Origin of the sequence: Nonomuraea salmonea, from assembly GCF_042428605.1 — a bacterium.
GTDB classification, from domain to species: Bacteria; Actinomycetota; Actinomycetes; order Streptosporangiales; family Streptosporangiaceae; genus Nonomuraea; species Nonomuraea salmonea.
This window is the reverse complement of the sequence record NZ_JBHMCF010000021.1, coordinates 25,981-39,564: the sequence shown is the minus strand read 5'-3', so window position 1 is coordinate 39,564 and position 13,584 is coordinate 25,981. Positions and strand designations below refer to the sequence as shown.

Annotated in this window: 6 protein-coding genes; 4 read left to right on the top strand and 2 right to left on the bottom strand. The window is 65.7% G+C overall.

Going from position 1 to position 13,584, the window contains the following annotated elements:
- Nucleotides 1-410 precede the first annotated feature (410 nt).
- Together ACFFR3_RS22070 and ACFFR3_RS22065 are read right to left on the bottom strand one after the other, a co-directional pair.
- Nucleotides 411-3,893 (bottom strand): hypothetical protein, encoded by a 3,483-nt coding sequence (locus ACFFR3_RS22070; protein WP_379483762.1) that lies wholly within the window; start codon nt 3,891-3,893, stop codon nt 411-413.
- A gap of 9 nt (nt 3,894-3,902) precedes the next feature.
- The gene (locus tag ACFFR3_RS22065; RefSeq protein WP_379483761.1) at nt 3,903-8,519 is read right to left on the bottom strand and encodes a hypothetical protein; all 4,617 of its coding nucleotides are present in this window, start codon (nt 8,517-8,519) and stop codon (nt 3,903-3,905) included.
- Nucleotides 8,520-9,291: 772 nt separating this feature from the next.
- Between ACFFR3_RS22065 and ACFFR3_RS22060 the strand changes: the two genes are divergently transcribed.
- From ACFFR3_RS22060 to ACFFR3_RS22045, 4 genes are all read left to right on the top strand, one after another.
- Complete coding sequence (locus tag ACFFR3_RS22060; protein ID WP_379483760.1) at nt 9,292-9,753, top strand: hypothetical protein; 462 nt, start codon at nt 9,292-9,294, stop codon at nt 9,751-9,753.
- A 107-nt stretch (nt 9,754-9,860) separates the two neighbouring features.
- A complete protein-coding gene (locus tag ACFFR3_RS22055) occupies nt 9,861-11,411 on the top strand; it encodes a ParB/RepB/Spo0J family partition protein (RefSeq protein ID WP_345408472.1) in 1,551 nt (516 codons plus the stop codon).
- Between the two features lie 153 nt (nt 11,412-11,564).
- On the top strand, nt 11,565-12,407 hold the full coding sequence (locus tag ACFFR3_RS22050) for a hypothetical protein (RefSeq protein ID WP_345408470.1): 843 nt from the start codon (nt 11,565-11,567) through the stop codon (nt 12,405-12,407).
- A gap of 19 nt (nt 12,408-12,426) precedes the next feature.
- Complete coding sequence (locus ACFFR3_RS22045; RefSeq protein ID WP_379483759.1) at nt 12,427-13,569, top strand: DUF932 domain-containing protein; 1,143 nt, start codon at nt 12,427-12,429, stop codon at nt 13,567-13,569.
- Nucleotides 13,570-13,584 lie beyond the last annotated feature (15 nt).

Below are 13,584 nucleotides of genomic sequence, written 5' to 3'. Positions count from 1 at the left end.
GAGCGTGATGTGTTACCCGGACGTCTCGGTAGCCTTCGACGTCTACGTCTGCGGCTTTACTCGCGAACTGAAGACGGCCACCGCGCAGACTTCGGAGGGTGTCCAGTTGATTGGACACCCTCCGTCTTCGACGGAAAGCGGGGCCAGAGCCGATTACTGGGCAAACCACTCTTACGGAGAGTAACGTACCAAATAAGGCTGCTGTCAGTTTTGTGATCAACGCGTGTCTGCCGAGTGCGTCTGATTTTCTTACGTTGATCGTCGGAAGTGATCAGCTCCGAGCCGCGCGACCTCTGGGGCCGTGGCGGAGAGCGACGGCTACCGCTGTTGGTTTCCCTCGTCGTGGTTCGGAGCGGTGATCTCCCAGCCGATGGTGGGACTGTACGGTTGCATGGATAACACCCAGCCGCTCAGCAGATCGTCGGCACTGGTCGCAGAGGCGATGTCCGCAAGATGCGTAGCTGGCCCAAATTGTTGCCCAACGGGTCCCTCCGCTGCTCTTCCGCATGTTCCTCCTCCGGGAGCAGTTCCACCATGAGCACGCTCAGAGGGGCGTCGAGTGGCAGGTTCAGCATTTGCAAGGCTGTCCTGATGCTTCTCTCCGAAAAGGTGCTTACTCCTTGGACGTGAGGTGCGACTTCGTCAACTTGCCAGTCGGCTTGGGCGCTGCCCAGCAGTACGTTGCGGAAGGAGGCTCCATCGGCCTGCAGCACCCGCGTATAAAGAAGGCCCCAGAGCTCGGTTTTGGGCCGGTTCGGCCGCTGGCTCCAGCCGTCGATCAAAGGGGCCGCGTAGGGAGCCGCCGCCATGACGCGTTCCTTTACGCGTACCACAGTGCAGGTGAGCGGCGGGGCGGGATGCTGCACGCCGCTCACACGGAGCGGCGGACCATAGCGGCCCTGTGCCGTGCACCAACGATCGCGATTATGTCCCACTCTGACTTCGTAGACGAAGAAGCCGAACAATTCCTCGGCATTCTGGTCGAGCCCCTGAGGCAGCGGCAGGATGAAGTGGTTCGGTGAGAGGTCGGAAGCGACGAGCTCCTGCATGATTCCGAGGCCGGCGTCGTCTGCGGGCTGGCCCGGCACGATGATGCGCAGCTGCTCGGGATCGACGGGCAGCGGCGGTTCCTGCGGGTCGGGCACGCTGACCTGGTCATCCAACAGCATCGGATCGGGCGCGTAGGCGAGCACCCGGGCATAGAGGCGGTCCAGAGGATCGAGCGGGGGTTCGTCGAACTCCAGCCACAACCGGCGTTGCCGCTGTTCAGTCGAGGAGTAGTCCGGCGCCGGCACGTATGGACTGAGCGCCACGCCGGCCGAGCGCAGGCGTGGCGTCTGAGTCGGCGCAGTGGCCACGGGCAGTCGTAGCGTCCAGGCGAGGTCTTGATCGGCTTGTGCGGGCGCCTCCCTGAAGCGGCTGTGAACCTTGTAGCCGACGCTCATCTCGTCAGGGAACGCACCGGGTTCAGGGGTGGGGTCGATCGCGTCGAAGAACACGACCTCCGTACGGGAACGGTCGGCACCGCTCGGGCCGGGCCCCCGGGGAAGGGAGACGAAGCCGACCACCTCCGTGTCATCACGGATGATTTCCAGTCCTTGCGGGTCTAGAGCGTCCCACGTCCAGTCCCGTCTCAGCGTGAGCCGGATCGCCACGATCCAGCGCCTGGTCAGGTCGGCCTTCGCGGCGAAAGTGATCGCCGAGCTGTCCGGCGCCAGCGTATGACGGAGCGCCGCCGAGCAGCCGAACACCGTACGCTGCCCGGTCCGTGCGTGGAGCGTTAGGCCGGTCGAAGCCAACGACAGTTCAGCAGCCAGCCTCCCCACGAGATCGCCCGGCGTTTGCCTCCCCCCACCTTCCTGGGCGGCTGAGTCCATGGAATCGAGCCGGGCATAGAACGCCTTGATCGGGGACGAGGCGCCGGGGATGAAGAGTTCAAGCTCGTTCCGCGAGGGCGCGCGCAGCTCAAGTGACACGGCCTGCGGGCTGCGGCGTGCCTCCTCCGTACCGAAGTACTCGAGGGCCTCATCAGCTCTGCCCACGGCTGTCAGAGACAGCCGCACCCGCCGAGCCGTCGGCACGATGACGGGCCCGGGCTCGTCGACGGGCCATGACTTTGTGGTTATGTCGTGTACGTCGCTGAACTCCACCTTCAGTGGAAGCGGGGCTGCCGCGTCAGTGGGGAAGGCGCGCATGGTGGTGTAAAGGTCGACGTCTTCCGCCGTCACCTGGATCTCTAGCCACTGCACGTTAGGATCGGGAATGGCGGGCTCCCGCTCGTCCTTCTTAGCGGTCTCGACGTCCGCCAGGAGCTTGTCGCGCGCATCGGGCAGACCTGTGTACATAGCTGCCGGGTACGACAGCAGAGGACGGAATATCGGGATGGTGAGCGTCGTCGCTCCGGGCGGTAGCTCGGCGACGTGCCCTGCGATGACCTGCTGGGGACGCACGAACCGGCGGAAGGGGATGCTCGTGATGCGTGCGGGTCCCGGGTTGATCTCCGTGTCGGCCGGGGTAGGGCCGCCGCCGGTCAGGTCGCGCAGCCGTACTCGGAACTCGTAGGTGCGGCCGTAGCGCAGCGATACGGCGCGGTCGTCGACGGGTTGAAGCACTCGCCCCTCGCGGACGTCGCCGAGGCCGGCCAGTATGAACTCGTCATGGTCTGGGAAGACGAGCGACGAGCCGCGCCATGTGGTGAAGTACGAGGGCAGCCAGTACTCTCCCGCCTTCTTGCTGTCCAGCTGGATGGGCACGGCCTCCACGCCGAGTTCGCCGTCGAAAGTGCCCAGTGCTTGCGCGCCGACAGTGACCGGTCCGCGTGCCCGTGTCAGGGAGTGCCAGATCGTCTCGCCCTCTTCGCGTACGTCGATTCGGTATCCGGCCACTCCCATGGGGACGTCCACCTCCGGCCGTGTGGGGTCGGCCGGGTCGGCTTTGATCTGGCGGTTCATCCAGATGAGGACTTGTTCGTCGTCCCAGCCGAGGCGGATACCGAAGTCCTTGGAGAGCGGAGCGGCCTCGATTCCTGGAACCACTTCGCTGAGACGTGGCTGATAGCCGTGCACGATTTTCGCGAAGCCGTCGTCGTAGCTGAGCGCTTCACTCGACGCCCGATCGTACTCCTCGCCTGGTCCGGGCAGCGGCGGCGGCATGACAGGGAACTGCACGGCGCCGAACAGAGGCCGACTCTCAGCCGGTTCAAGAGGTGGCAAGCGGGCGGCGAACCTCGCCAGCATGCCCGGGTGAGCCGCCGCCGCGCCGTAATGGCCGTCAGGGTGCAGGTCAACGTACAGCCAGCCGCCGTCGGCCAGCAAAGCGGGATCGTCCAGCGTGAACGACGCAGCCTGCACCAAGCCGGCTTCCTCGGCCAGTTTCGGCTGCTTGAGCAGGAAGCTGTACAACTGCCCCCAGCTCAGCGCGCGACTGGGCGAAGCGGCTGGCTCCGCGGGAACCGCGTTGGACACGGCACAGGCGTAGCTGTCGTCGGCCACCGCGAATGGGGTGCGTGGCCCGCGGAAAGGAAAGGCATCCCGGTAGCTGGTAGTGAGGTATTTCTTGAAGGCGGTGCTGGTCGGCAGCGTGGGTGGTGCCACTGGTGCAGGTTTGATCTCGAAGCTGGACGCGAGGGTCTCGAAAAGCCTTTTCTTGTGCGGCCATGTAGTGCTGGCGAGGTCGATTCGCACGCTTGGGGCAGTAGGATCGGGCAGGTGCCGCGCACCGGGGATCAGCACCGCGGCGAAGCGTGGCGCGGCATCCGCGAACGGCGGTGACGTCCCGACAAGAGGATCGAACGGGTTACCGCGCGGTAGCACGAGAAAGCGCACGCTGAGCCGCGCATGTTCCCAGCGCTGCGGAAAGGCGAGAAGTATGAGTTTGGCGTCCGCTGCTGGCACGATGTCCCCCTAAGGCAGTGGCATCCCAAATGCGAGCGCAGCGGCAAGTCCTGCTACGGCGATCATGGGAACGTATTCCTGATACTCGGTTTCGAGCTCGAACTCGCCGTCGAAGAAAAGCAGGCCGACCGTGACGGCGGCTTTCACGGTTGCCTTGATCCAGACCTTGCTTTCGAGAATGCCGTTAAGCTCGAGGCGCTGGATGATCGCACGTCCCTCCCATTCGAATTCGATCCTGATTAGATCATCTAGGGCCGGAGCCTTGAGCACGGCCCGGACTTCTAGTCCCATAACCATGCCGATGCTCACGTTGCTCACTGCCACCGAATCATCTGTGACTTGGAAGGTGTAGCCGCGTCTTACCGTGACCTCGGCATCCAACAAGTCTCGGATGAGCGCTCCGCCGATCGAACCCACACATCCCGAGGTCAAGGCGCGCACGCTCTGAGAGTCGTTGGACTTGTGGTCCTGCTCGGCTTTGATCATTAGTTCGATGAAGCCACCGGCGTAGACCTTTTTTATCGGTGTCTCCTGCTGTATTTCTCCCTTGAGTTCCAGGCTAATACCTGACTTACCGTGGTCGGATCCGCAGCGAATTTCCAGGTCGATCTCGCCGGAATACTTACCTATGCCAAGGTCTACGCGCTTTTTGAAGCTAGGCGGCGAGTCCGGCCGCGCTTTGGTGTCGCGCTCGGTGGAGACGTTCAATTTGATCACGACATCGTCGTCGATTCGGTATATGGCGGGCTTGATTTTGCAGCCGAACTTCTTCAGAACCGTGATCAGTCTGGTCACATTCTCCAAGGAGTTTCCGAATTTCAGTTCGACATCCTGCGCCATGAGGCCTGTCGCGGTACGTCCCTCTTGGATTGTCAACGCGCTCACCACACGGCCGAGCTTGCCGTCCTCGGCGACGATTTTGGGATTCTCGCACGTATAGGTCCACGTCTCCCTGAGGTGGGTGGAGTCGAACGTCAGCCGGAACGCCGTGTTGTCGTACTCCACGAACAGACGTTGCCCTGGCCCGCCAGAGAGTGGTCGCGAGCCGGTGTAAGTGAATTGGAGCGGATTAGGGCGAAGCCTGAGCTGAGCTTCTCCAGCCACGTCCAAGGCGTAGGCGCTCGATGGCAGCGGGATCGCGTCGCTAAAGCGCGGGAACAGGCCGTTGCCTGCCGCCGCCAGACCGTAGGTGTCGGCAAGCTGCGGTGCCTTCGTGCTGGTCAGCGCTTGAGCCCCCGCTTCGATGCGGGGCTCGCGGAATAGAAGCCTGTGCGCAGGAGTGGCGAGGAGCAGACCGTACTCCGCCTCCGGGACGCTGGTGAGGAGGTCACGCGGATCGGCGAACCGGTACGGCTGACCTGCGCCGTTCTGTCTGACCAGCGGGAGGCCATGGTCGCGGTCGATCGCTTCGGGCAGGGCTTTGTCCGGGACCGTCGCTTCGCGTACCCGGATCGCGCTCCACTGCCCGGCACCCGGCAACCTGAGTGCTCCCGTCACCGCTACCGCGAACTGTGTCGCCCCCGTATCCGGAGGGGCGGTGTCGGCGTGCACTCCGTTCAACCGCATGCGCTGGCCGGATTCGCCGATATCCAGCTCGCAGTCGAGCGGACCTCCTAGCGTGCCCTGCCTGGCGAACAACTCGGCGAGCTGACCAGGGGTCAGAGGCGGCGGGGCAACCGTGCCCTCAGGCCAAACCTGTACGAACCCACGTTGCCGTTTGCTCCTGGCCAGCCGTACGGGCTGGTCGGCGATCACGGTCTCGTGATGGCCCTTGACCACGTTGTCCAAAGCCACATCGCAGTCGTAAAAGACCGCCACGAGCTCCGCCACGGCGTGAGTGACGGGGTCGGTGACCGTGATTCGCTGGCTGGTGTCGCGAATCTCCCTGATGTCGTGGTACCCCTTCACCGCGCCGGTATGGAACACGCAATGCGACTGAGGGTGATGGAACATGCCCGGCGTCACGGCTTGCCAGCCACTGTCCCGGCGGATCACCCGGCCGCCTCCCGCCCGGGTCATGGTGACGCTTCGTACGACGACCGCCTGGCACGGCCAGAGGATGCTCCGGACCTGGACGACCTCATGCGCAGTCCGCCCCAAGAGCACGTCGAAGTACACCTTCATGACGTCCACGGCGGCCGGATCGGGGTTGTTCCAACGGCTGAAGCAGCTCAAGCCGTAACCGGTCATGTCGATTCGTGAGACGGGTACTTCGGGAGTTATCGCGCTCGGCCCGAACTTGTGGGTGTAGAAGTCGTCGATCTCCGGTTCGAGGACGTTACGTGTCACGCCCAGCTCGTCGATCCCATTGTTTGTCTGTGCGGAGGCACCCGGTAGCCCTCGGCCCTCACCAGCGGTGATGCTGAACTGCCTGGCCCCGAGCAGATCGCCGAATGCCGGCCGAACCCAGTCGAGTTCCACCTCGTCCGTCGACCCGTCCACCGATGTGGTCGCGTGAATGCCGAACGGCAGCGTGAAGAAAGCAGTGAACTTACCCGTCCCCGTGCGATAGGCGCTGACAATCTCTTCGGATAGCCAGGTGGGCGTGATTGGTCGCAGGCGCACACTGTCGCCCCAAAGTAGTGCGGGACCGCCGCTGGTCGTCGACGGCAGCTTTGTGGGGAAGGGGGCAGTGAGCGGGTTTGGGTCGTTCCAGACCGTCTCCCACTGCACTGGCGGGAGCGTCATGACGCGGAGAAGGCTCACCGGTGAGCACAGGTGCAGCGTGTCAACGGCCAGGAGCGGATTCTGATGCTCCTGCCGCACCTGGAACGTCGCAGCCACGCCAAACTGATCGGCGTTCGTGGATACGTCCAGCAGCATGATTGGCGATTCGCGGTCGGGCCAGCCGACCGGTTGGTGCCCAGCAGGGCCACGGGGGAGCCGGCGCTGGACGGCGTCACTGTCGAGCCACCCGAGATCGAAGCCGACGGTGGGCGCCTCGTCAGGTTGCCACTCAACGAAGAGGCGGATGATGTCGCCTCTGCCGCCGCTGTCGTACTGCCACGGCCAGAAGTTGGCGGCGTACGGGTCAGGGAGCGTCGGCAGAATCCAGTACAGGCCGGTGCTGAGCTCCAGCCGCCCCGCCGGGATCGCATCGTCGGCCATCATGCCCGTGAGTCGAAATCCGCGAGGCTGAGTCACGCCAAGCAGGGCGTTGGCCAGAGCCAGGGAGCGCGGCTGCTCCAGAGCCACGTCGTCCTCCCCAAGGAGTGCCAGCATCAGGCCCTCGCCGGTATGAAGAAAGATGGCCTCGGTATCGGCGCAAAACGCCATGGCGGTGCCATCGGCGTACACGGGAGGATCGACGACGCCGTCGGCGTAGCCTCGCACACGCGTCATTTCCCGGCGGACGTCGCTGACATGGAGCAGGGGCGACGGCTTGTGGAAGCGCAATTCAAGCTGCGACCGAGTGTTGCCCAGAGTGATGCTGCGTTCAAGCTGCCGGCGTGGCTCGCCGACGGCGTCGAGGCGAAGAGCTGAGGAACTCACGCGCAGGATGGCCTTGTCGGCGATGTACTCGGTATCAGTCAGACCCGGCCATCCGAGGCGCAAGCCCTCACCCAGGACGACGACGAGGTCACCCGAATTGGCAGCCACGCCGAGCTCGGCCGGGTTCACCGCTTCGGTGATGGGCAGCGCCCAGAACGCCTCCGTCACGGAGGAGACACCGGTGAGGGACAGAACCTCGGTGCGTACGTCCGAGGGGGCGAAGACGTCTGTTCCGGCGGGCCGCATGGGTATCAGTAGGGCTTGGTCGGCGATGTCCCCGTGTGTCGTCGCCGCGGTGGAGAACTGTTCGACGTCCAGGTGAGCGCCGTAGACGTCCAGCCCCACCTCGCCGATGCGCACCTCCGGAGGCAGGAACATCCGCGTCTTGATCGACAGCTCTGCCGGGCAGCGGACGGTTGTGGTGGCGAGATCCCCCGATGCATCGGGTGGTCCGGGCTGCGGGTCGAGAGTGAGCTGGATATGGCATTCCGCATTACCTTTGACGATCAGCTCGCCGCCTGAGACCTCGGCGCCAGGAAACGCGACGATGCCGGGAAGGGTGAACCTCAACGAACCCGAGACGATGCGTAGTCCTACCCAGCCGGACGAAGCGACACCTAGGAACTCCGGGGCCAACCAGATGGTGCTCCTGCCGAGGGGTACCTCGTTCACAAGTCCGTCTTGGCTCATGTCCTCATCGGACACCTCTGCCAGCATGAAAGGCGCCGTCGCTGACTCCCTCCTACAGCTGACAAAGCGCGCAGGAGCGTACAACTCGCACCAGTGCTGAACGGCCGAAGGGTCGACGAACGGCCCGTACGTCTCAGCGACTTCGCGGCCGTTCACGCGGCTGTCACGGTCGTCGCGGTCGGCCGCTGTCAGCACTGCGAAGGGAAGGCGGTCGATACCGACGTTCGCCACCGCGTTGAGCGCGTGCGCTGCGACGTCCCGAAGTTCCTCCATCAACTCCGGTGGGAAGTTGTACGGCCGGGGCACGAAAGAAACGGCGGCCGTGGCGAGATTGACGGCCAGCGACTCACGCGCCGTCCTCAAGTCCTCCTCGGAAGAAAGAGCAGCCGGGCGCAGGCGACCCGTCAGCCATGCCAAGGCTTTAGCCAGGCTCTCCTGATCCATCGGCGCTCCCTACCAGAGACGCCGCTATGGCCCCTCTACCAGCACAAACACCATCAGTCTCGGTGTCAGGGGATCGTGAGGCAAGAAGGCGGCAGGCATCGCGACACCAAGGTTGTTCCAGGACGTCGCGCGCCGCTGAACCGGCACACAGCGGCCGGGATGAATAGATGCTATTGCTGCTTAAATAGCACCAGATCGCAGAGTGGCTTCCTTCTCATACACCACGATCTTGGACGCGGCCCTTCCGGGCGTCGGCGGGCCGTCTCATTCGGTACAACTCGACGTGCGACTTTTCGGCACGCGTGGGACCGAGCACGGCTGGTGTTGGTGGTTCCAGTACGGACGCGTGCCCCCATACGCCAGAAGCTGTCCCAGCCTGAAGATGCCTAGGTGTGAACGGGACAGTGGCTGGTCAGCACATACGGTAGCGCTCCCTCGCTTCGGCCAACCGCGCGCTCAGCGATCTTGCAGCTGGCGTTGCCTGAATGGTGGGGCTTCCCGTTCCCGGGCGACCGATCGTGCGCCGTCGTGCCCGGCCCTGGCAATACGGGCTCTCGCCCAGCAGCAATCTCGGCGGCGAGTTCTGGGGGTGTGAAGATCTTTTGCTGCGCAAAACATCTTCACACCCCCAGAACCGCCCGGATTGCCAGGGCCGGTCCCGCCGTCGCGGTATCGGCTCGCCGGGACGGGGCGTCCCCACGCACTCAGGCGCCCAGCCAGTCAAGGCGCAGGCGGTGCGGCCCTCGAGCCGCACCAGGTGAAGGGAGCGCACATGGACGACATGCAGATCAGCCTCACGGGACGCATCGCGTACGACCCGAAGTTCTGGGCCGCCAGCGACGACAAGCCGGCGATGTGGTCAGCGCTGCTGGAGGTGGCCGGTCCGCCCACCACCGGGCGCAACGGAACCTACGTGCCGACCCGCCGGGTCGAGGTGGTCGCGCACGGCTTGGACGCGGTGCGCGCCAGTCAGTCCTTCCACGTCGGTCACGTGATCACCGTGCAGGGCCGTGACCTGATCGCGCGCGCCTACGAGACGAAGGATCGCCACGACAGGCCCGTCGTCCGCGGCGTCGTCCAGGTGGTGGCCAAGACGCTGGCAATGTCCACCCGCTACGACCCGATTCGCTCGCACACCGGCGACTGGCCACCGGCCGGCTCGCCGCGCATGGTGCAAGGCGCGGCGACCCCCACCGTGGAGGAGGACCTCACCGCGCCGGCCCCCGCCACCTGATCACACCCACACCAGTACGAGCGGCTCCCAGGCCTGGGGGCCGCTCGTCGCCGTTGTGCCCGCAGTTCGAAGGCCCTCATCACTGCTACCGAAGGGAAGCTCATCTCGTGTCCACTGTCCCCGCTGACCTGCCCGACGTCGTCGCGCCGGAGAACCTGCTCCTGCGGCGCATCCCGCTGAAGTACCTGACGCACTTCCCGGATAACGTCCGGGAGGACTACGGCATCACCGCCGCCTTCTGCAAATCACTGCTGGCCAAGCAGCAGGTGGTGCTCACCGCCATCCCCATACCCGACGACTACGAGCGCCAGGAGGGCGAACAGGACTTCCTCTTCTGGGTGACCAAGGGCAACCGCCGCCTGGAAGCCGCCCGCAAGCTGCAGCTCGACTCGATGCTGTGCCTGATCGACCTCACCACGGCCGGCGACAAGGCTGGGCTGTTCATCGACCAGCTCGTCGAGAACGACGGCGACTTCCGGCTGCCGCTGTCGGCGTTCGAACAGGCCCAAGCACTGTTCCAAGCCCACCAGGCAGGCGCCAGCCGGACGGAGCTGCGCCAGCGCACCGGCCGTACGAAACAGCAGATCACGGCCGGTATCGAGGCCGGAAAGCTCAGCGAGCAGACCAGGCGCGCCGCACGCGCCATGGACTACGCCTGGACGCTGGACGACATCGCCCTGCTCGCCGAGTTCGACGGCAACGAGACAGCGCTGGCCAAGATCCAGCAACGCGTCGATTGGGGCCAACCAGTCGCCTACGCCGTCGAGACCGTCCGGGACGAGCTGGCCGCACAAGCCGCACACGACAAGATCGTCGCCGAGCTGGAGCAGACCGGCGTCCGCGTCACCGACTCCCGGCCACCAGAGGCGCTCCTGCTGGACAGCCTGGCTGGCCTGGTCGAGGGCTTCGACCCCGACCCCGCCACGCACGCCTCTTGCCCCGGACACGGTGCCTTCTTCTTCAGCTACGACAAGACCCGACCGCAGTACTACTGCACCACTCCCGGCGAGCACAGCTACGCCCCTCCCACGCTGACACCGCTCAGCAGACCGGCCGAACCCCAATCGGACGCGACGCCCAGAAGGATCGTGATCGAAGGGCGCAACGCCTGGCCCCGAGCCGGAGCCCTGCGCCAGCAGTGGCTGGCCGAGTTCTTCCAACGCAAGACCGCTCCCAAGCCTGTCCTGCCGTTCGTCACCCGGATGCTCCTCAACATGCCCGGCCCCGTACGCAACCAGCTCACGACAGCCCAAACCAGTCCGCTGTACGCCGAGTTCAGCGGTCCCACTGAGCTCGATAAGGCATTGGAGGGAGCTTCGATGGGCCAGCAAGCCATGCTGCTGCTGCGCCTCATCGCCGTGGCCTTCGAGCACCAGATGACCAAAGCCGGCCCGGACTGCAAGAACACCTGGCGGCCGGACCGCTACAGCCCCTGCTCGACCGAGGACGCGGCCCTGTGGCTGCGCTTCCTGGTCAACACCCTCGGCCCGGAGCTGGGCCCCCGCACGCTGCAGCCTTACCAGCCTGCCCCGATCGAACGAGCCCTCATCAACGGCACCCCTTACCGCGGTGACATGCCGGCGGAGCTGGACGAGGGAGAGGGCGACCAGGCCACGGACGAAGCCGGACCCGAGCACGTACAGGACGAAGCCGCCTGACCTCCACAAACTCCGGCCCTGGGCGCTGCGGACCAGGGCCGGACCAGCCTGCCCGCGAAAGAGACACGCCGTACGCGACAGCACTCGGCACCCTCACCCCGGCGCCGCACAGTCCACAACTTCGGCGCCTTCGTCATGCCTGAAAGGAGGCCCATGTCTCACGCCTACGCCGCAACCCACCCGCTGCCCACCGGCGGTGAAGTGGCCGTGCTCTCCGACCCCGGCCCACGGCCTCATAACCTGCACCACGTCAGCATCGCGTCCCACCACACCGGTACCGCCGTATCCATCTGTGAAGGCGACACCCTCGACAACGACGCCAGCCGAGCCGGTGCCCACGCCCGAATCGCCGCCGAGGTCAGCGCGGCCGCCGCCGCCCACACCGCCAATCCCGCCGCCGGCGTGTACGCGGCCCGCACCGCCCTCGAGACTAGCCTCGCCGACGACCATCTGCCGTTCCCACCGGACACGGTCAGCATCGTTACCTCCGTCGCCACCGCCGTGATCACCGACTGGACGATCGACCTGTGCTGGATGGGGGAGAGCGTGCGGGCGTTCGCCCTGACAACCGAACAGATGGTGCACACGCTCGTCCAGGCACATCCTCAGGGCTCACACCCTTACCACGCCGTGCCGCCCGTCCGCCGCCGGCACGTGTGGCGGGAACCGCCCGGCGAGGTCGAGCACGACGACCTTGTGCTCGACCTGCGCCGCTTCCTGCTGTGCTCCGACAGCCTCACTCTCCCGCTCGGCACAGCCGACCTCACCCGGATCATGCGCCGCGATACCTCCGCGGCCATTACCTGCGCCGAACTCATCCACGCGGCAAAGCAGCGCGGCGCGCTCGGCAACCTCACCGTCGCCCTCATCGACCTCCCGCCTTCCACGAGGCCGAACGCCGCCCAGGCGGTCCGCATCAAGCGACTCGACCTCCACACAACCGCCGCACCGGCCCACGCCGCCCACCAGACGGCACCCCGGCTGCACGTCGCGTGACCAACGAAAGGACAACAGCATGACGATCGCATCCCCGTTCCCACCCCTGACCCTCCGCAACGCCACCCTCGACGACCTGGTCGAGGTGCTCCGCGCCCAGCACGCCCGCAAGATCGACGTCATCGTGCCGGCCCACCGGCTCCACGCCACCGGCGCCCACCTGGAACTGCTCGGCACCGAACCTCTCGTCACCGAGGACGGCGTCACCGCAACCGCCGGCCTCTACCTGCCCACCACCCCCTGCGACCAGGACATCGCCACAAAACTCGGCATCCCCACCCCCTACCTGCGGCGCACCCGCACCGAGCACCCTCGCCTGTATGACGCCAACGTCAACGGCTGGCTGGAGACCGACCCCCGCCGCCGCTTCATGTTCCGCGGCCTGGCAGGAAACGGACACATCGGCATCGCACGAGCCCTGCTGTCCAACAGCTACAAAGTCATCGACAATCTCGACGTTCTGATGGCCGCCCTGGCAGGCATCAAAGAGACCGGCGCCGCCGTCCAGATCGACGGCGCCGACCTCACCGAGCGCCGTATGTACCTGCGCGTGGCATGCGAGCAGATCCAGGCGTACGCTCCCGAACTGGTCGCCGGCTACCGTAGCCCCTTCTCCGGCCTGGCCGGTGCCGACTGCCCGGTGGTGTTCGCCGGGTTCCTGCTGGCGAACTCGGAGACCGGCGACGGCGCCTTCACGATCACACCCAGGCTCACGCTGCAGGTGTGCCGCAACGGCATGACCATCAACCGGGACGTGCTGCGCGAGGTCCACCTGGGCGGCCGCATGGACGAGGGCGTCGTGCGATGGAGCCAGGACACCCTCGCCAAGAGCATGGCACTAATCACCGCGCGGGCACGCGACGCCGTACGCACCTTCCTCGACGTCGATTACGTACGCGCCAAGGTCGGCGAGCTGAGCGAGCAGGCAGGCGTCAAGGTCGCCGAGCCCGAGAAGACGATCGAGCACGTCGCCACCCGCTTGTCGTTCACCAAGGAACAGCAGCAGCTCATCCTCCAGCACTTCTACCAGGGCGGCGCCATCACCGCCGGCGGCGTCATGCACGCCGTGACCAGCGCCGCCCAAGTCCTGGACGACGCGGAGAAGGCCTACGAGATGGAAAGCCGCGGCATCGACGCCATGCGACTGGCCGCCTCCTTCTAACCGAACTCAAGGAGC